Origin of the sequence: Bradyrhizobium sp. USDA 223, from assembly GCF_044909005.1 — a bacterium.
In the GTDB taxonomy this organism is placed as follows: Bacteria; Pseudomonadota; Alphaproteobacteria; order Rhizobiales; family Xanthobacteraceae; genus Bradyrhizobium; species Bradyrhizobium yuanmingense.
Map to the genome: position 1 here is coordinate 6,346,448 of NZ_JBIYDR010000001.1, position 17,725 is coordinate 6,364,172.

16 protein-coding genes are annotated in these 17,725 nt (G+C 64.7%); 6 read left to right on the forward strand and 10 right to left on the reverse strand.

Going from position 1 to position 17,725, the window contains the following annotated elements; genetic code table 11:
* Positions 1 to 32: 32 nt before the first annotated feature.
* The 6 genes from ABIA40_RS29560 to zapE all read right to left on the reverse strand — a co-directional run bounded on the left by ABIA40_RS29560 (position 33) and on the right by zapE (position 8,333).
* Entirely contained in the window at positions 33 to 2,990 is a 2,958-nt protein-coding gene (locus tag ABIA40_RS29560; protein ID WP_404544743.1) for a 2-oxoglutarate dehydrogenase E1 component, read from the reverse strand.
* Between the two features lie 137 nt (positions 2,991 to 3,127).
* The gene (sucD, locus tag ABIA40_RS29565; protein WP_036008780.1) at positions 3,128 to 4,012 is read right to left on the reverse strand and encodes a succinate--CoA ligase subunit alpha; all 885 of its coding nucleotides are present in this window, start codon (positions 4,010 to 4,012) and stop codon (positions 3,128 to 3,130) included.
* Positions 4,013 to 4,048: 36 nt separating this feature from the next.
* On the reverse strand, positions 4,049 to 4,528 hold the full coding sequence (locus ABIA40_RS29570; protein ID WP_271543593.1) for a DUF1579 family protein: 480 nt from the start codon (positions 4,526 to 4,528) through the stop codon (positions 4,049 to 4,051).
* A 4-nt stretch (positions 4,529 to 4,532) separates the two neighbouring features.
* Positions 4,533 to 5,732, reverse strand: a complete 1,200-nt coding sequence (gene sucC, locus ABIA40_RS29575) for an ADP-forming succinate--CoA ligase subunit beta (RefSeq protein ID WP_036008785.1) — start codon at positions 5,730 to 5,732, stop codon at positions 4,533 to 4,535.
* Between the two features lie 204 nt (positions 5,733 to 5,936).
* Positions 5,937 to 6,905: a malate dehydrogenase gene (gene mdh / locus ABIA40_RS29580; protein ID WP_025032846.1), complete on the reverse strand. Its 969-nt coding sequence runs from the start codon at positions 6,903 to 6,905 to the stop codon at positions 5,937 to 5,939.
* 240 nt (positions 6,906 to 7,145) lie between these two features.
* A complete protein-coding gene (gene zapE / locus ABIA40_RS29585) occupies positions 7,146 to 8,333 on the reverse strand; it encodes a cell division protein ZapE (RefSeq protein ID WP_271543589.1) in 1,188 nt (395 codons plus the stop codon).
* Between the two features lie 161 nt (positions 8,334 to 8,494).
* On the opposite strand from zapE, the gene ABIA40_RS29590 reads away from it, so the two are divergent.
* Together ABIA40_RS29590 and ABIA40_RS29595 are read left to right on the forward strand one after the other, a co-directional pair.
* Positions 8,495 to 8,749, forward strand: coding sequence for a type II toxin-antitoxin system VapB family antitoxin (locus tag ABIA40_RS29590; protein WP_404544746.1), 255 nt, complete (start codon positions 8,495 to 8,497; stop codon positions 8,747 to 8,749).
* The gene (locus tag ABIA40_RS29595; RefSeq protein ID WP_404544747.1) at positions 8,749 to 9,153 is read left to right on the forward strand and encodes a type II toxin-antitoxin system VapC family toxin; all 405 of its coding nucleotides are present in this window, start codon (positions 8,749 to 8,751) and stop codon (positions 9,151 to 9,153) included. Before ABIA40_RS29590 ends, ABIA40_RS29595 begins: the two co-directional genes overlap by 1 nt.
* A 17-nt stretch (positions 9,154 to 9,170) precedes the next feature.
* Here the strand turns inward: ABIA40_RS29595 and thpR are convergent, their stop codons facing one another.
* Complete coding sequence (gene thpR / locus ABIA40_RS29600; RefSeq protein WP_027572985.1) at positions 9,171 to 9,707, reverse strand: RNA 2',3'-cyclic phosphodiesterase; 537 nt, start codon at positions 9,705 to 9,707, stop codon at positions 9,171 to 9,173.
* A 175-nt stretch (positions 9,708 to 9,882) separates the two neighbouring features.
* A complete protein-coding gene (locus ABIA40_RS29605; RefSeq protein WP_404546393.1) occupies positions 9,883 to 10,518 on the reverse strand; it encodes an arylesterase in 636 nt (211 codons plus the stop codon).
* Between the two features lie 55 nt (positions 10,519 to 10,573).
* Between ABIA40_RS29605 and ABIA40_RS29610 the strand changes: the two genes are divergently transcribed.
* From ABIA40_RS29610 to ABIA40_RS29625, 4 genes are all read left to right on the forward strand, one after another.
* Positions 10,574 to 11,293 (forward strand): ABC transporter ATP-binding protein, encoded by a 720-nt coding sequence (locus ABIA40_RS29610; RefSeq protein ID WP_057026565.1) that lies wholly within the window; start codon positions 10,574 to 10,576, stop codon positions 11,291 to 11,293.
* On the forward strand, positions 11,290 to 13,857 hold the full coding sequence (locus tag ABIA40_RS29615; RefSeq protein WP_404544749.1) for an ABC transporter permease: 2,568 nt from the start codon (positions 11,290 to 11,292) through the stop codon (positions 13,855 to 13,857). The genes ABIA40_RS29610 and ABIA40_RS29615 overlap by 4 nt, the downstream gene beginning before the upstream one ends.
* A gap of 282 nt (positions 13,858 to 14,139) precedes the next feature.
* On the forward strand, positions 14,140 to 14,931 hold the full coding sequence (locus tag ABIA40_RS29620; RefSeq protein ID WP_157286490.1) for a Bax inhibitor-1/YccA family protein: 792 nt from the start codon (positions 14,140 to 14,142) through the stop codon (positions 14,929 to 14,931).
* Between the two features lie 248 nt (positions 14,932 to 15,179).
* Complete coding sequence (locus ABIA40_RS29625) at positions 15,180 to 15,710, forward strand: GNAT family N-acetyltransferase (protein WP_404544751.1); 531 nt, start codon at positions 15,180 to 15,182, stop codon at positions 15,708 to 15,710.
* 109 nt (positions 15,711 to 15,819) lie between these two features.
* On the opposite strand, the gene ABIA40_RS29630 is transcribed toward ABIA40_RS29625, so the two are convergent.
* Both ABIA40_RS29630 and ABIA40_RS29635 read right to left on the reverse strand, forming a co-directional pair.
* Positions 15,820 to 16,191 carry a DUF2794 domain-containing protein gene (locus ABIA40_RS29630; RefSeq protein ID WP_157286492.1) on the reverse strand — a complete coding sequence of 124 codons (372 nt, stop codon included), beginning with the start codon at positions 16,189 to 16,191 and terminating at the stop codon, positions 15,820 to 15,822.
* 533 nt (positions 16,192 to 16,724) lie between these two features.
* Complete coding sequence (locus ABIA40_RS29635) at positions 16,725 to 17,501, reverse strand: thioredoxin family protein (protein ID WP_157286493.1); 777 nt, start codon at positions 17,499 to 17,501, stop codon at positions 16,725 to 16,727.
* Positions 17,502 to 17,725: the final 224 nt, after the last annotated feature.

The window sequence follows — 17,725 nt, forward strand, 5'->3', positions numbered from 1 at the left end:
GCCTTCGCGGGGCATGACAATTGGAATTTCGGTCAGCTCAGTGCTTCGTCCAGGAACGCCTTCAGCTGAGCCTGATGCTTGGACATCAGACCCGTGGCGGTCGCGGCGGAAGCGGCGCGGCCGACATAACGCGGACGCCGGCTCGCGCCGTTCACCTGGTTCAGCACCCATTCCAGATAGGGCTCGATGAAGTGCCAGGCACCCATGTTGCGGGGCTCTTCCTGGCACCACACCATCTCGGCCTTCTTGAAGCGCGACAGCTCGGCCACCAGCGCCTTCAGCGGCACCGGATAGAGCTGCTCGACTCGCATCAGGTAGATGTCGTCGATGCCGCGCTTCTCGCGCTCCTCGTAGAGGTCGTAATAGACCTTGCCGGAGCACAGCACGATGCGACGGATCTTCTCGTCGGGGACGAGCTTGATCGCCTCGTTTGGCAGCATCTGGGCGTCATCGTAGAGGATGCGGTGGAAGGTCGTGCCCTTCGCGAGCTCGTCGAGGCGCGACACCGCCCGCTTGTGACGCAGCAGCGACTTCGGCGTCATCATGATCAGCGGCTTGCGGATCTCGCGATGCAGCTGCCGGCGCAGCACGTGGAAATAGTTCGCCGGCGTGGTCGGGTAGACCACCTGCATGTTGTCTTCCGCGCACATCTGCAAGTAACGCTCGAGGCGCGCCGAGGAGTGCTCCGGCCCCTGGCCCTCATAGCCGTGCGGTAACAGGCAGACCAGACCGGACATGCGCAGCCATTTGCGCTCGCCCGACGAGATGAACTGGTCGAACACGACCTGCGCGCCGTTGGCGAAGTCGCCGAACTGGGCTTCCCACAGCGTCAGCGTGTTCGGCTCGGCGAGCGAATAGCCGTATTCGAAACCGAGCACGGCCTCTTCCGACAGCAGCGAGTTGATGACCTCGTAATGGCCCTGCTCGTGGCCGAGATGGTTGAACGGCGTGTAGCGGCTCTCGTCCTCCTGATCGATCAGGACCGAATGGCGCTGCGAGAAGGTGCCGCGTTCCGAATCCTGTCCGGACAGCCGGACGTGGTGGTTTTCGTTGAGCAGCGAGCAGAACGCCAGCGCCTCGCCGGTCGCCCAGTCGATGCCGTTGCCGCTCTCGATCGCCTTGGCGCGGTTATCGAGAAAGCGCTGAATGGTGCGGTGAACGCGGAAACCGTCCGGCACCTTGGTGATCTTGCGGCCGATGTCCTTCAGCGTAGCGATGTCGACGCCGGTGACGCCGCGCCGCGCATCCTCTTCCTGGTCGGCGATCTTGAAGCCCGCCCACTTGCCGTCGAGCCAGTCGGCCTTGTTCGGCTTGTAGGAGGTGCCGGCCTCGAACTCGGCATCGAGCCGGGCGCGCCAGTCCGCCTTCAGCTTGTCGACCTCGCCCTCGGTGACGACGCCTTCCGCGATCAGGCGCTTGGAGTAGAGCGTCAGCGTCGAGGGATGGGCCGCGATCCGCTTGTACATCACCGGCTGGGTGAAGGCCGGCTCATCGCCCTCATTGTGGCCGTAGCGGCGATAACACCACATGTCGATGACGACGGGCTTGTGGAACTTCTGCCGGAATTCGGTCGCGACCTTGGCCGCGAACACGACGGCTTCCGGATCGTCGCCGTTGACGTGGAAGATCGGCGCATCAATCATCTTCGCCACGTCCGACGGATAGGGCGAGGAGCGCGAGTAGCGCGGATAGGTGGTGAAGCCGATCTGGTTGTTGACGATGAAGTGCACGGAGCCGCCGGTGCGGTAGCCCTTCAGGTCGGACAGGCCGAAACACTCCGCGACCACGCCCTGGCCGGCGAACGCGGCGTCGCCGTGCATCAGGAGCGGCATCACCGAGATGCGCATGTCCGGGGGATCGCCGTGCTGGTCCTGCTTGGCGCGGACCTTGCCGAGCACGACGGGATCGACGATCTCGAGATGCGAGGGGTTGGCGGTCAGCGACAGGTGGATGCGGTTGCCGTCGAACTCGCGGTCCGAGGAGGCGCCGAGGTGATACTTGACGTCGCCGGAGCCTTCGACCGCGTCGGGATTGGCCGAGCCGCCCTTGAACTCGTGGAACAGCGCGCGATGCGCCTTGCCCATCACCTGGGTCAGCACGTTGAGGCGGCCGCGATGCGGCATGCCCAGCACGATTTCCTTCACACCGAGATTGCCGCCGCGCTTGATGATCTGCTCAAGCGCGGGAATCAGGGATTCGCCGCCGTCGAGGCCGAAGCGCTTGGTGCCGGTGAACTTGGTGTCGCAGAACTTCTCGAAGCCTTCGGCCTCGATCAGCTTCTGCAGGATGGCCCTGCGGCCCTCGCGCGTGAACGAGATTTCCTTATCGGGTCCCTCGATGCGCTCCTGGATCCAGGCCTTCTGCGCGGCGTTGCTGATATGCATGAACTCGACGCCGAGCGTCTGGCAGTAGGTGCGCTCGCAGATCGCGGTGATCTCGCGCAAGGTGCCGTATTCGAGGCCGAGCACGTGATCGAGGAAGATCTTGCGGTCGAAATCGGCTTCGCTGAAGCCGTAGGTGCGGGGATCGAGCTCTTCGCGGTTGCGCTGGGCTTCGATGCCGAGCGGATCGAGCTTGGCGTGGAAGTGACCGCGCATGCGGTAGGAGCGGATCAGCATCAGGGCGCGGACGGAATCGCGCGTGGCCTGAAGCACGTCGGCGGAGGAGATGTCGGCCCCCTTGGCCTGCGCCTTGGCGGCGATCTTGGCGCCGACGGCCTTCTCGACCTCGGCCCAGTTGCCGTCGAGGGCGGAGGTCAGGTCATCCTTCGGGGTCAGCGGCCAGTTGTCGCGCTCCCAGGACGGGCCTTCCGCGTTCTTGCTGATGTCGGCCGGCGCGTCGTTCAGGCTCTTGAAGAACTCCTGCCACTCGGCATCGACCGAGGACGGGTCCTTCTGGTAGCGGGCGTAGATTTCGTCGATGTAGGTGGCATTGGTGCCCTGCAAAAAGGATGACAGGGCAAAGGCTGCGTTCGCGTCCTGGCGAGACATACTTGAGTTCCTGGCGATTTCGGTTCGCGCATAACAAACGGCGCTGGCGCCGAGCTCCCCCGACAGGGCTCGACGCGACAGGCACCCTTTACCCTATTTGCTGCGAAACTTCGCCCGGAAAAGCACGAAGGAGTGAATTAGCCTTTCAACTTTTCGGCAAGCGTGTGGCCGAGGCGGGCGGGCGACGGGGACACTGTAATCCCTGCGGATTTCATCGCCTCGGTCTTGGAACCGGCGTCGCCTTTGCCGCCGGAGATGATGGCGCCGGCATGGCCCATGCGGCGGCCGGGAGGCGCGGTAACGCCGGCGATAAAGCCGACCATCGGCTTCTTGCGGCCACGCTTGGCCTCATCCTTGAGGAACTGGGCGGCGTCCTCCTCGGCGGAACCGCCGATCTCGCCGATCATGATGATCGATTCGGTCTTGGGGTCGGCGAGCAGCATCTCCAGCACGTCGATGAACTCGGTGCCCTTGACCGGGTCGCCGCCGATGCCGACCGCGGTGGTCTGGCCGAGGCCCTCCTGGGAGGTCTGGAACACGGCTTCATAGGTCAGCGTGCCCGAGCGGGAGACGATGCCGACCGAGCCGGTCTTGAAGATGTTGGCGGGCATGATGCCGATCTTGCATTCGCCCGCGGTCATGACGCCCGGGCAGTTCGGCCCGATCAGGCGCGACTTGGAGCCGAGCAGCGAGCGCTTGACGCGAACCATGTCGATCACAGGAATGCCCTCGGTGATGCAGACGATCAGCGGGACCTCGGCGTCGATGGCTTCGCAGATCGCGTCGGCTGCGCCCGGCGGCGGCACGTAGATCACCGACGCGTCGGCGCCGGTCTTCTCACGTGCCTCGCGCACGGTGTCGAACACCGGCAGGCCCAGATGCGTCGAGCCGCCTTTGCCCGGCGAGGTGCCGCCGACCATCTTGGTGCCGTAGGCGATCGCGGCCTCCGAGTGGAACGTGCCGTTCTTGCCGGTGAAGCCCTGGCAGATGACCTTGGTGTTCTTGTCGATCAGGATGGACATGAGGTCTGCTTTCGCGAAACTAACAGAGTGAGTGGGTCAGTGGATGCGGCGGTAGACGCCGGTGAGGACGTCGGACCAGCCTTCCGCGTCCGGCGAGAATTGAATCTTCAACGAGTAGGAATCCTCATTGATGATCTCGTAGACGTGGCGCGCATTGCCGCGGAGCGAGCCGCGCACCAGCGTCAGGGTCTTGCCGGCCCACCCGCCTGAGGCGGGCGAAGGCGGCGTGTAGCCGAGCGAGTCGTACCAGAACAATTTGTAGGTCCGGTCGTCGCGGTCGAAGGTGAAGATGCCGTGGGTGGCGAAGACCTGCTTGCCGTCACGCATCTGGACCGAGTCCTGGATCAGATAGAACCCGTTGAGATCCATGCGCGCGACGGTGCGCGAGGTCGCCGGCCCGCCCGCCGTCCAGCGCGACGGGAAGACCATCTCCTCACCAACCCATTCGCCGGCGAACGCGGCGAGGCGCGCGTGCTCGGGGAGTGGAGATGATGCGGCGAGATGGTCTTGGGCCATGGCGCTAGCCTCCCTTGACGGCCTTCACGATCTTCTGCGCAGCGTCGTCGAGATTGTCGGCCGGCACCACGTTCAGCCCGGATTCACGGATGATCTTCTTGCCGAGCTCGACATTGGTGCCTTCGAGGCGGACCACCAGCGGCACGCTGAGGCCGACCTCGCGAACCGCAGCCGTGACGCCCTCGGCGATCACGTCGCACTTCATGATGCCGCCGAAGATGTTGACCAGGATGCCCTTCACGTTGGGATCGGCGGTGATGATCTTGAACGCGGCCGCGACCTTCTCCTTGCTGGCGCTGCCGCCGACGTCGAGGAAGTTCGCCGGCGCCATGCCGTAGAGCTTGATGATGTCCATCGTCGCCATGGCGAGACCGGCGCCGTTGACCATGCAGCCGATATTGCCGTCGAGCGTGACGTAGTTGAGATCGTATTTCGACGCCTCGATTTCCTTGGCGTCTTCCTCGGTCAGATCGCGCAACGACACCGCGATCTCGGGATGGCGGAACAGGGCGTTGTCGTCGAAGGACACCTTGGCATCGAGCACGCGGAGCTCGCCCTGCTTGGTCACGACCAGCGGATTGATCTCCAGCATCGACATGTCCTTGGCGACGAAGGCCGCGTAGAGCTGCGCGGTGAGCTTCTCGGCCTGCTTGGCGAGGTCGCCGGACAGATTCAGCGCCTTCGCGACCGTGCGGCCGTGATGGCCCATGATGCCGGTCGCCGGATCGACCGAGAAGGTCACGATCTTCTCCGGCGTGTTGTGCGCGACGTCCTCGATGTTGACGCCGCCTTCGGTCGACACCACGAAGGAGACGCGCGAGGTCTCGCGGTCGACCAGGATCGAGAGGTAGAATTCCTTGTCGATGTCGGAGCCGTCCTCGATGTAGAGGCGGTTGACCTGCTTGCCGGCAGGTCCCGTCTGCACGGTGACCAGCGTCGCGCCCAGCATCTGCTTGGCGAATTCGTTGACCTCTTCCACCGACTTGGCGATGCGGACGCCGCCTTTGTCGCCGGCGGATGCCTCCTTGAACTTGCCCTTGCCGCGCCCGCCGGCATGGATCTGGCTCTTCACCACCCAGACCGGGCCGGGAAGCTGTCTTGCGGCGGCGTCGGAGTCCGAGGCCTTGAGAACCGCTACGCCGCGCGAAATCGGAACGCCGAATTCATGCAGCAGCGCTTTGGCCTGATATTCATGGATATTCATATGGTCGCTCCCTGAACCCGCGGGCGGTGACCTCATGGGCCCACCTCAGTCTTGTGGCTGGCATACCATATACCACAGGAACTGCAACCCGGATTCTTTGACAATCGAGATCTGCCGAGACCGGAACCCCACCCCGGTCAGCCGGGGTCCGGAAGTGAAATCGCCGAAGACCGGGTTTCGATCTTCGGCGGGTATTGCTTTGCCTTAGCGGCCGAGAAGATCGGGTGCGATCTTCTTGCAGGCATCGACCAAGCCCTGCACGGCACCGACCGACTTGTCAAACGCCTCGCGGTCCTTGCCGGCGAGTTCGATCTCGACCACGCGCTCGACGCCCTTGGCGCCGATCACGACGGGCACGCCGACATACATGTCCTTCACGCTGTACTCGCCGTTGAGATAGGCGGCGCAGGGCAGCACGCGCTTCTTGTCCTTCAGATAGCTCTCGGCCATCGCGATCGCGGAGGCGGCAGGGGCGTAGAAGGCCGAGCCGGTCTTGAGCAGGTTGACGATCTCGGCGCCGCCGTTCCGGGTGCGGTCGACGATCTCGTCGAGGCGCGCCTGTGAGGTCCAGCCCATCTTGACGAGGTCGGGCAGCGGGATGCCGGCGACGGTGGAGTACTTCACCAGCGGCACCATGGTGTCGCCGTGGCCGCCGAGCACGAAGGCGGTGACGTCCTCGACCGAGACGTTGAACTCGTCGGCGAGGAAGTAGCGGAAGCGGGCCGAATCCAGCACGCCGGCCATGCCGACGACCTTCTTGTGCGGCAGGCCCGAAGCCTTCTGCAGCGCCCAGACCATGGCATCGAGCGGGTTGGTGATGCAGATGACGAAGGCGTCGGGGGCGTACTTCTTGATGCCGGCGCCGACCTGCTCCATGACCTTGAGGTTGATCGAAAGGAGGTCGTCGCGGCTCATGCCGGGCTTGCGCGGCACGCCGGCGGTGACGATGCAGACTTTGGCGTTGTCGAGCGCCTCATAGGAGTTCGCGCCGGTATAGTGGGCGTCGAAGCCGTCGACCGGCGAGGACTGCGCGATGTCGAGCGCCTTGCCCTGCGGCACGCCCTCGGCGATGTCGAACATCACGACGTCGCCCAGTTCTTTCAGGCCGATGAGGTGAGCCAGCGTTCCGCCGATCTGGCCGGAGCCAATCAAAGCAATCTTGTCGCGCGCCATGTGAACCTGTCCTTTAGACACGTAAGGAGGGGAAACTGAGACGGGTGGTTATCCCTTTCGCCTCCCCCGTTCAAGTCGCCCAATGCCCAATTGTCGGGCTTGCCGAGATAGCAGCCAGCATACCCCGGCCGTCATTCCGGGGCGCGCGAAGCGCGAGCCCGGAATCCATAACCACCATCCGGAGTATGGATTCCGGGCTCGTCGCTTTGCGACGCCCCGGAATGACGGCGGGGATAGGACTTAAGTCTCCACCAGACCCTTGGTCGAGCCGCTGGCGGTGGAATCCTTGCGGCCGTGAGGCAGCGCCAGATAGGATTCCGAGCTCATTTCGATCAGGCGCGAGGCGGTCCGGTTGAACTCCATGGCCTCGGTGCCATCGGTCGCGAGGTAGAGCGAGATCGGATTGGCGTCGGCCGAGGCCATCAGCTTCACGGCGTTGTCATAGAGCGTATCGATCAGGGTGATGAAGCGCTTGGCCGCGTTGCGCTGGGAGAGGTCCATCACTGGAATATGGTCGACCAGGAGGGTGTGATAGTCGTGGGCCAGCCTGAGGTAGTCGGATGCACCGAGCGGCTGCTCGCAGAGGTCGGCGAAGGAGAACCGCGCCACGCCATGGGCCGAGCAGGGCACGTGCAGAATGCGGCCCTTGATCGAAATGTCGCGCGAGCGGCATTTGGCGCCGCCCGTCATCCGCTTCCAGGCGCGATCGAGCGCGGCATCCGCATCGCCATCGGCCGGTGTCAGCCACATCGGCACGCCCTGCAGCTTCTCCAGGCGGAAGTCGGTGCGCGCATCGAGCCGCGCGACGTCCATGTGGTCGGTGATCTGCTTGATGAAGGGCAGGAACAGCGAGCGGTTGAGACCGCCCTTGTAGAGATCGTCGGGCGCGACGTTGGAGGTCGCGACCACGACGGTGCCGAGCTCGAACAATTTGGCGAACAGGCGGCCCAGGATCATCGCATCCGCGATGTCGGTGACATGGAATTCGTCGAAGCAGAGCAGCCAGCTCTCCTCGAAGATCGCATTGGCCGTTAGAGCGATGACGTCGCTGTCGGCGATCTCGCCGCGCGCGATGCTCTGGCGATAATCGTAGATTCGCTCGTGCACGTCCGCCATGAACTCGTGGAAATGCGCGCGGCGCTTGTGCTCGACCGATGAGTGCTGGAAGAACAGGTCCATCAGCATGGTCTTGCCGCGGCCGACCTCGCCATGGATGTAGAGCCCGCGCGGCGCCTCGTCCTTGTCGCCAGAGCCGAACAGCCGGCTGAGCAGGCCTTGCTTGCGGGCGGGCTTGTAGGTCGAAAGCCGCAGGTCCAGCGCCGCATAGGCCTCGGCAACCTCGGCCTGCGCGGCATCCGGCTCGATCGCGCCGGACGCGATCTCGGCCTGGTAGGCCTCGCGGAATGAGGGATTTGGGGTGGAGAGCATGGCTCTTTACCGCCAGAGACGGACGGAAATTGCAACTGCGTTTTGGCGCAACGGGCGTATGCGGCCTGTCCCTCGCGCTCGCGATGCCGGTTCTCCCAACGAACTGTTCTTGCGCTCCTAGGCGGCTAGAATATACCTATTAAGGAACCAAGGAACTCGAAATGGCGCTTAGCATCAAGGACCCCGAAACGGAGCAATTGGCGCGAAGCCTGGCGCAACTGACCGGGGAGAACATTACCACAGCAACCCGGCGCGCCATTGAGGAGCGATTGCGTCGCCTTGGCGGTCAGAAAAACAAAGACGTGTTGCTCGAAGATCTGGCCGAGATCAGACGACGTTGGAGCGAAATGCGATTTCTGGACGACCGCACACCGGAGGAAATTCTCGGATATGACGAGCACGGATTGCCACGCTGATGGTGATCGATGCGTCGGCGATCGTGGCAATCGCGCTCAACGAAGACGACGCAGCGGATATCGAGCGACTGATCGTGGATGATCCGATCCGCCTGATCTCAGCGGCAACGGTGCTTGAAGCAACGATGGTGATCGAGACACGATTAGGTGATGCGGGCGGGCGCGAGCTTGATCTCTGGCTCGTCAAGATCGGCGCCGAGATCGTGGCAGTCGATGCCGGACAAGCCGATGCAGCACGGCGCGCCTGGCGGCGTTATGGAAAGGGGCGACACGCCGCGTCGCTCAACTACGGGGATTGCTGTTCCTACGCGCTGGCCTTGACCCGCAACGAGCCACTGCTGTTCAAAGGCGCGGACTTTGCGAAGACCGACGTGAGCCGGCCAGGCGCGGCGCCGCCGCCATAGCGCCCCGAAGTGAAAACCTACTCACACAGCTCGTAGGCGTCCTCGACCACATACGGGCCGCCGCCCGTCGATGCGCGCGAGGAGAACAGCACGAAGCGTTCGGCCATGAACGCCTTGCTCGGGAAATAGCCGCGCAGCGAGAGATAGTCGGCGACGTCGCGGTCGGAAGCGTCGTGCAGCCTCGCGAGCGTGACGTGCGGAATGAACTTGCGTCCCTCCGGGTCGAGGCCGATCCGCTGCATCATGCGCTCGAGCTCGGCCTGCAATTCCATCAGCGGCTTGCTCGGCGCAATCGTGGCGACCACCGCGCGGGGCTTGCGGCCGCCGAAGCTGGTGAGCCCCTGCACCTTCACCTCGAACGGCTTTCGGTCGACGCGAAACAGCATCGAGGCGATCTCGTTGGCGGAAGCGCCGTCGATGTCGCCGATGAAGCGCAGGGTGACGTGATAATTTTCGGGATCGATCCAGCGGGCGCCGGGGAGGCCACCCCTCAAGTTGGAAAGCGACTGGCCGATTTCGGCCGGAATTTCCAGACCCGTGAACAAACGCGGCATCGTTTCGCACTCCCGATGCTTGGGTACGGTGCTCGAACAGCGAGACCATATCCAAATTAGAGCCGGCGACGAATCACCGGTACCCTGATTCCTATCGCAGTTGTGTGACTCTGCGAAGCATGCCGCGCTTCACCCCGGTAAAACCCTGGGAATTAGGGTTCGCGCTGCCTGGTTTTCAACGCCGTTGCTCAGCGATCGTGCCAATGAATGCCTCCACCATGGGCATGATCCTGCCGACGATGATGTCGATGCCTTCAGCGGTCGGATGAATGCCGTCGGCCTGGTTGAGCTTGGCCTCGGCCGCGACGCCTTCGAGGAAGAACGGATAGAGCGGCACGTCGAATGTCTTCGCCAGATCCGGATAAATCGAATTGAAGCGCGCGGCGTATTCGGCGCCGTAATTCGGCGGCGCCAGCATGCCGCAGAGCATGACCGCAATCTTGCGCGCCTTGAGCCGCTGGATGATGTCGGTCAGCGCGGCGCGCGCCACGTCGGGATCGATGCCGCGCAGCGCGTCATTGGCGCCGAGCTCGACGATGACACCGTCAGTTCCATCGGGCACCGACCAGTCGAGCCGGTCGCGGCCGCCAGAGGTGGTGTCGCCGGACACCCCGGCATTGGTCATGTCGACCTCTATGCCTTTGGCCCGCAAGGCTTTTTGAAGCTTTTGGGGGAACGCCTCCTGGGCCGGAAGGCCAAGGCCCGCGCTCAGGGAATCGCCGAGGACGACGAGCTTGACCGGTTTTGTCGCACCCGCCCAAGCGGGGTTCGCCATCGTCATGACGGCGAGCATCAACACGGCTATGTGCATGAACAATCCGTAACGCCTCTCGACCCCGCGTGCGGACTTGCCATATGACCGGACCATGGACACTCGCATCGACCCCTCTTCGCTCGCCGCTACCGCGGACACCATCGCCATCTCCAACGTCAACCTCTCATTGGGCACGGGCGCGGCACGCGTTCACATCCTCAAGGATATCAGCCTGCGGGTCGGCCGGAGCGAGACGATCGGCCTGATCGGCCCGTCAGGCTCGGGCAAATCCACGCTGCTGATGGTGATGGCGGGGCTGGAACGTCCTGATAGCGGAGAGGTGGTGGTGAATGGCACGCCTTTCAATGCCCTCGACGAGGACGCGCTGGCGCGCTTCCGCGGCCGCCAGGTCGGCATCGTCTTCCAGTCCTTTCACCTGATCCCGACCATGACGGCGCTGGAGAACGTCGCTGTGCCGCTCGAGCTCGCCGGCAACCCCGATGCCGCCAAGCGCGCGGCAGAGGAGCTGCAATCGGTCGGGCTCGGTGACCGCCTGCATCATTATCCGACCCAGCTCTCCGGCGGCGAGCAGCAGCGCGTCGCGCTCGCCCGCGCGCTGGCACCCGATCCCGCGATCCTCGTCGCCGACGAGCCGACCGGCAATCTCGACGAAGCAACCGGAAAGCAGATCGTCGATCTCCTGTTCAGCAAACATGCCGAGCGCGGCATGACCTTGGTGCTGGTGACGCACGATTCCTCGCTCGCGCATCGCTGCGATCGCGTCATCCGCCTGCGCTCCGGGCGCATCGACACGCAGTCTGCGCCCGCATGAGCGCCGTGGCCGAATCGTTCGCGAAGCCGAACGCCGTTGCGCTGTCGCTGCGCTACGCCTTGCGCGAATTGCGCGGCGGCCTGCGCGGCTTCTACGTCTTCATCGCCTGCATCGCGCTCGGCGTGATGGCGATTGCCGGCGTCGGCTCGGTGTCGGCGAGCCTGAGCGACGGTCTGGCGCGCGAGGGCCGCACGCTGCTCGGCGGCGACGTCTCCTTCGTGCTGTTCCAGCGCGAGGCCAAGCCGGAAGAGGTCGCGTTCCTGCGTTCGCGCGGCACGCTGTCGGCGGCTGCGACCTTGCGCGGCATGGCGCGTTCGGCTGACGGCAAGCTGGCGCTGGTCGAGATGAAGGCGGTCGACAACACCTATCCGATGCTCGGCAAGTTGAAGCTTGCGCCGCAGCTGGAGATGTCCGATCTGCTCGCGGAACGTGACGGCGCGTTCGGCGCTGCCGCCGATCCGACGCTGCTGGCGCGGCTTTCTCTCAAGACCGGCGACCGCGTCACGATCGGGTCCGCAACGTTCCAGATCCGCTCCACCGTCGAGGCCGAGCCCGACAAGCTCGCCGGCGGCATCGGCTTCGGGCCCCGCTTTCTGATCAGCGAGGCGGCCTTGCGCGCCACCGGCCTGATCCAGCCCGGCAGCTTGGTGCGTTGGGTCTACCGGGTCAAGCTGCCGGAGGCCGCGAACAACGAGCGCGCCACCGGAGCCTTCATCGCGGATGCGCGCAGCGCCGCGCCGCAGGCCGGCTGGGAGATCCGCAGCCGCTCCAATGCCTCGCCGCAGCTCGAGCGCAACATCAACCGCTTCACGCAGTTCCTGACCCTAGTCGGCCTTGCCGCGCTGCTGGTCGGCGGCGTCGGCGTCGCCAATGCCGTCAAGAGTCACATCGACCGCAAGCTCGAGGTGATCGCTGCCTTCAAGGCCGTCGGGGCCACCGGCCGGGACGTGTTCGGCATCTATCTGGCGCAAGTGGTCCTGCTGGCCGCGATCGGCTCCGTGATCGGCCTGGCGCTCGGCGCCGCGATGCCCTTTGCGATCGTTGGCCTGTTCGGCAAGCTGTTGCCGCTGCCGGTGGTGCCGGCCGTGCACACCGACGAGCTCGCGCTGTCCTTTCTCTACGGCCTCCTCACCGCGCTCGCCTTCGGCCTGTGGCCGCTCGCGCGCGTGCACGACGTGCCGGTGGCCGCGCTGTTCCGCGACACCATCAGCTCCGAATGGCACCGGCCACGCGCGAGCTATCTCGTGTTCATGGCCGTCGTGATCGCACTCCTCATCGCGGTCGTGATCGGCCTGTCGTTCGACAGGCGCATCGCCGCGGTGTTCGTGGCCTCCTCAGTGGTCGTGTTCGCCTTGCTGCGCGGCATCGCCGCCCTGCTGATGACAATCGCGCGACGGCTGCCACGGACGCGGCTGCCGATGCTGCGGCTTGCGATCGCCAACATCCACCGGCCGGGCGCGCTGACGCCGTCCGTCGTGCTGTCGCTGGGACTCGGGCTCGCCGTGCTCGTCACCATCACCCAGATCGACGGCAATCTGCGCCGGCAGTTCCTGGCGGCGCTCCCCGACCAGGCGCCATCGTTCTTCTTCATCGACATTCCGAGCGCGCAGGCCGAGCAGTTCGATGGCTATCTGCGCCAGATCGCCCCCGGCGCCAGGATCGAGGACGTGCCGATGCTGCGCGGACGCATCGTCGCCGCGCGCGGGGTGCGCGCCGAGGAGCTCAAGCCGACCACGGATTCCGAATGGGTGCTGCAGAGCGATCGCGGCCTGACCTACACCGCCGAGCTGCCGAAGGGCTCCAAGGTGGTCGAGGGCGAATGGTGGCGCGCTGATTATTCCGGCCCGCCGCTGGTCTCGTTGGAGAAGAAGATCGCCGACGGGCTCGGCCTCAAGCTCGGCGACGAGGTGGTGGTCAACGTGCTCGGCCGCGACATCCCGGCCAAGATCAGCAATCTGCGCACGATCGACTGGCAGGGTCTCGGCATCAATTTCGTCCTGGTGTTCTCGCCCAACGCCTTCAAGGGCGCGCCGCACACCCATATCGCGACGCTGACGGAAGCGGGCGGAAAGGCGGGCGACGGCAAGATCATCAAGGAGGTCGCCGACGCCTATCCGATGGTGACCAGTGTGCGCGTGCGCGAGGTGATGGAGACGGTCGGCTCCGTGGTGACCAATCTGGCCCTGGCGATCCGCGGCGCCAGCGCCGTGACGCTGATCTCGGCGATCCTGGTGCTGGGCGGGGCGCTCGCCGCCGGCCACCGCCACCGGGTCTATGACGCGGTTATCCTGAAGACCCTGGGCGCGACGCGGCTGCGGCTGCTCGGCGCCTATGCCCTCGAATACCTCCTGATCGGCCTTGCTACCGCGGTGTTCGGGGTGATCGCGGGCAGCATCGCGGCCTGGCTGATCGTGACGCGGCTGATGACGCTGAGCTTCGTCTGGCAGGCCGGCAGCGCCGCCGGCGTGGTCGCCGCCGCGCTGGTCGTGACCGTCGGGCTCGGGCTTGCCGGCACGCTGCTGGCATTGAACAAAAAGCCCGCGACGGTGTTGCGAAATTTGTGACAAAATGTAGCGGCGGATCGAGCTGCCCGGAATCGGCCCGGTTTCCGCGATTAACCACGCTACCCCCGTCAGCTTCGCGTCAGGATTGACGCCGAGGGCGACATTCAGCCGCGCGTGGAAGGTTGCGGCGAATGTGTTAGTTTCCCACATATCGGATGGGTTCGGAGTCCCGATTGTGAGCCAAAATTAAATCGGCTGGCAGCGGTCTCCGAGATAGAATTTGACGAACCGGCGGCATGGCGACCCTCGTGCCGGACCGGACCAACCAACGGGAATTCGACCATGTCGGACCTAGACCGTAACTACGCTTCTCCTTTCGGCAGGGCCGCCGGGCGTGTTGACGCCGCGACGGTCGATGCCGGCCTGCGCGCCTATATGCTGCGCATCTACAACTACATGACCATTGGCCTGGCCATCACCGGCCTTGCCGCGCTCGGCGTCTACATGGCCGCCGTGACCGACGTTCCGACGGCGGACGCCGTTCGCGTCGGCAAGGTGTTCCTGACGCCGTTCGGCTACGCCATGTTCGTCAGCCCCCTGAAGTGGCTGTTCATCCTAGCGCCGCTCGCGATGGTGTTCGTGATCTCGGCGGGCATCAACCGTCTGGCCCCCTCGACCGCCCAGATCCTGTTCTGGGTGTTCGCGGCGCTGATGGGCATCTCGCTGTCGTCGATCTTCCTGGTGTTCACGCACACCTCGATCGTGCGGGTGTTCTTCATCACCGCGGCGACCTTCGGTGCGCTGAGCCTCTACGGCTACACCACCAAGCGTGACCTGACCGGCATGGGCTCGTTCCTGTTCATGGGCCTGATCGGCATCGTTCTCGCCAGCCTGGTGAACCTGTTCCTGGCCAGCTCGATGCTGCAGTTCATCGTGTCGGTGGTCGGCGTGCTGGTGTTCTCGGGCCTGACCGCCTGGGATACCCAGCGGCTGAAGAACGACTATATCTACGGCTATGCCTCGGCCGGCGGTGAAGTCGCAGAGCGTTCGGCCATCACCGGCGCACTGTCGCTGTACCTGAACTTCATCAACCTGTTCACGCTGCTGCTGCAGCTCCTCGGCCAGCGCGAGTAAGCTCTGAGACGAGAGAACGGACACGAACCCCGGCCGAAAGGCCGGGGTTTTCGTTTGGGGGTACGGGCTCTCCTCGTCATTGCGAGGAGCTCGCGACAAAATTGCGCAGCAATTTTGCTCTGATGCGACGAAGCAATCCAGAGTCCCTCCGCGGATGCATTTCTGGATTGCTTCGCTGCGCTCGCAATGACGCTGCGGAGGCGGCGGAACCCCTTCCAGCAGTCGGACGAAGGCTCTATCCTTCCCCCATGTCCGCACCCGATATCAGGCCCACCACCGAGGCCGACCTTCCCGCCGTCACCGCCATCTACCAGCAGGCCGTCCGCGAGGGCACGGCGACATTCGAGCTGGAGCCGCCCGACCTCACCGAAATGACGCGCCGCTATCGCGCGCTGATCGACGGCGGCTATCCCTATTTCGTCGCCATGCTGGACGGGCGCGTGGCCGGCTATGCCTATGCCGGCGCCTACCGGCCGCGGCCGGCCTATCGCTTCACGGTGGAGAACTCGATCTATCTCGATCCGTCCTTCCACCGCCGCGGCGTCGGGTCAATGCTGCTGGAACGGCTGATCGCCGAATGCGAGGCGCGCGGCTTCCGTCAGATGATCGCTGTCATCGGCGATTCCGCCAATACCGGATCGATCGGCGTGCACACGAGGTGCGGCTTCAAGATGATCGGCACGCATCCCAGTGTCGGGCTGAAATTCGGCCGCTGGCTGGACACCGTGATGATGCAACGCGACCTCGGCGAGGGCGCAAGCACGGTGCCGACAAAGTAGATGTCGTAGGGTGGGCAAAGCGAAGCGTGCCCACCGTTCGCCGCACTAGAGAAAGCGCGTGGGCACGGCGCTACGCGCCTTTGCCCACCCTACGGCACCGTTCGTTCGTCTACACCACCGCCAGTTTGCGATCGATCACCAGCAGCACCCGCTCGAGCTCGTGGCCGCGGCGCAGGATCAGGCCGGTCGCCGAGATCACGCTGTACATGCCCTGCTTGCGCGCCAGGCGCGGGTCCTTCTCGATGCGATAGATCGGCACTTCCGAGGCGCGGCGATAGACCGAGAACACGGCGCGGTCCTTCAGGAAGTCGATGGCATAATCGCGCCACTCGCCGTCAGCGACCATGCGGCCGTAGAGATTGAGAATCCGGTGCAACTCGATCCGGTTGAACGTCACCCGGTTCGGCTGCGCATGCACCGCGGCAGGACGCGCCGCCGCGCGCTGCTCGCTCGGGTCGGCATCCTCCGACGTCAGACTCATGGGAAGCGCCTCCTCATCGCACGGCTATGACCCGCGTCCGCCAAGATCGTCCCCGGAACCGCGTTCGTGACAATTGCATGATTGCGCCAACCGTTCCGCATCGCAAGGGGCTCGCCCCATCGAATCGGCGTCCAACAGGGCACACGCAAGGGTGGAACTCCGTCGCGGCAAACCGTCACGGGATCGTTAGCAGGAATCATAGTATCGCCGCTTTTCCGCCAACCGCCTGCCGCCCTGCACTGCGAAAAGGGTGACGTGCGTTGACCCGGTCCTTTCGGTTCCGGATTCCTCAGCCCCCAGCCCCCCGGGGTCGAACAGGATCGGGTCTGTACGCACGACAAGGAGGGCCAACGCAAGTTGGTCCTTTTTTGTTTGTGCCGGGATGTTTCCGGCGCCCGTCATTCCGGGGCGCGCGAAGCGCGAGCCCGGAATCCATTTCTCAGCTCGGATAATGGGATTGATGGATTCCGGGCTCGCGCCAAGTGGCGCGCCCCGGAATGACGAGAGACTGATGTCTCAAGAAGATCTGCGCTTCAATGCAGCGACGTGTACGCCGCACCCAGCATCGGGCCCGGTCGCTCGCGGCTGCCGTCCTGGACGTAGACCACTGCGCCGTCGACGCCGTCGCGCGTGAGGTTCTCGATCGGCACCGTCCAGCTCTCCGGGCGGCCGGTCCAGTCGCCGACCTTGAGCAGGCTACGCACCACGTTGTGATAGGTGACCTGCTGTCCCTTGTTCTCGCCGCGGGTGATCGCGATCGGCACCGACTTGGCGATCGAGCAGATCCAGACCTCGCCGCGCGAGACCGCGGGCTCCTTGCTGGCGGCGACCGAGACGTTGATCTGCTTGCCCGAGAGCGACATCGTCACCGGCACGCTCATCACGCCGGTGCCCTTGTCGGTCTTGCCGATCGCGTTCTCGATGCCGGCGCGATCGCTGCCGATGACATGGGTGGAGCCGTTGACCACGACCTGCGGCGTGTAGACCTCGCGGTCGCCGCGCATGCGCGAATAGGCACGCTGCCGTGCAGAGAAGCGCGAATCCGCCAGCGTGTCCTTCCAGCCGAGATAGTCCCAGTAATCGATCGGCATGCTCAGCGCGATCACGGAGGGGTCCTTGGAGAGATCGCCGATGATCTGATCGGCGGGCGGGCAGGAGGAGCAGCCCTGCGAGGTGAACAATTCGACGACGGCGCGGGGTTCAGCCTGGGCAGGACGAATGACGGCGATGATCGCACATATGCCGAGAGCTCCCGACCAGAGGGCGCCGGACCAACGTGGAATCAGATGGGAAGCCGTCATTGTCGTCATGTCGAACGCCGCACACCGTTGCTCTCAGGGGGAAATCTTATCGCCGGATGGTCACCGTAGTCTTACGGGGCGCGGTACATTCATCCATCCGGGCCACCGTCCAAAGGGAGGTTTTCCGCCGGGCGGGCCCATCTGAAGCGTACCGCAAACGCGCGAAGGCGGCCTTTGATAGGCCGCCTTCGTTAAGGCTTCTACTCACTTCGCAGTGAGCCATCATTCACAAA

What these genes read in the sequence shown, in the direction of transcription:
- ABIA40_RS29605 (WP_404546393.1), bottom strand. Translation starts at nt 10,518, where the DNA reads ATGCACATAGCCGTGTTGATGCTCGCCGTCATGACGATGGCGAACCCC.
- ABIA40_RS29560 (WP_404544743.1), bottom strand. Translation starts at nt 2,990, where the DNA reads ATGTCTCGCCAGGACGCGAACGCAGCCTTTGCCCTGTCATCCTTTTTG.
- ABIA40_RS29595 (WP_404544747.1), top strand. Translation starts at nt 8,749, where the DNA reads ATGGTGATCGATGCGTCGGCGATCGTGGCAATCGCGCTCAACGAAGAC.
- ABIA40_RS29590 (WP_404544746.1), top strand. Translation starts at nt 8,495, where the DNA reads ATGGCGCTTAGCATCAAGGACCCCGAAACGGAGCAATTGGCGCGAAGC.
- ABIA40_RS29610 (WP_057026565.1), top strand. Translation starts at nt 10,574, where the DNA reads ATGGACACTCGCATCGACCCCTCTTCGCTCGCCGCTACCGCGGACACC.
- sucC (WP_036008785.1), bottom strand. Translation starts at nt 5,732, where the DNA reads ATGAATATCCATGAATATCAGGCCAAAGCGCTGCTGCATGAATTCGGC.
- ABIA40_RS29615 (WP_404544749.1), top strand. Translation starts at nt 11,290, where the DNA reads ATGAGCGCCGTGGCCGAATCGTTCGCGAAGCCGAACGCCGTTGCGCTG.
- zapE (WP_271543589.1), bottom strand. Translation starts at nt 8,333, where the DNA reads ATGCTCTCCACCCCAAATCCCTCATTCCGCGAGGCCTACCAGGCCGAG.
- ABIA40_RS29625 (WP_404544751.1), top strand. Translation starts at nt 15,180, where the DNA reads ATGTCCGCACCCGATATCAGGCCCACCACCGAGGCCGACCTTCCCGCC.
- ABIA40_RS29630 (WP_157286492.1), bottom strand. Translation starts at nt 16,191, where the DNA reads ATGAGTCTGACGTCGGAGGATGCCGACCCGAGCGAGCAGCGCGCGGCG.
- sucD (WP_036008780.1), bottom strand. Translation starts at nt 4,012, where the DNA reads ATGTCCATCCTGATCGACAAGAACACCAAGGTCATCTGCCAGGGCTTC.
- ABIA40_RS29620 (WP_157286490.1), top strand. Translation starts at nt 14,140, where the DNA reads ATGTCGGACCTAGACCGTAACTACGCTTCTCCTTTCGGCAGGGCCGCC.
- thpR (WP_027572985.1), bottom strand. Translation starts at nt 9,707, where the DNA reads ATGCCGCGTTTGTTCACGGGTCTGGAAATTCCGGCCGAAATCGGCCAG.
- mdh (WP_025032846.1), bottom strand. Translation starts at nt 6,905, where the DNA reads ATGGCGCGCGACAAGATTGCTTTGATTGGCTCCGGCCAGATCGGCGGA.
- ABIA40_RS29570 (WP_271543593.1), bottom strand. Translation starts at nt 4,528, where the DNA reads ATGGCCCAAGACCATCTCGCCGCATCATCTCCACTCCCCGAGCACGCG.
- ABIA40_RS29635 (WP_157286493.1), bottom strand. Translation starts at nt 17,501, where the DNA reads ATGACGACAATGACGGCTTCCCATCTGATTCCACGTTGGTCCGGCGCC.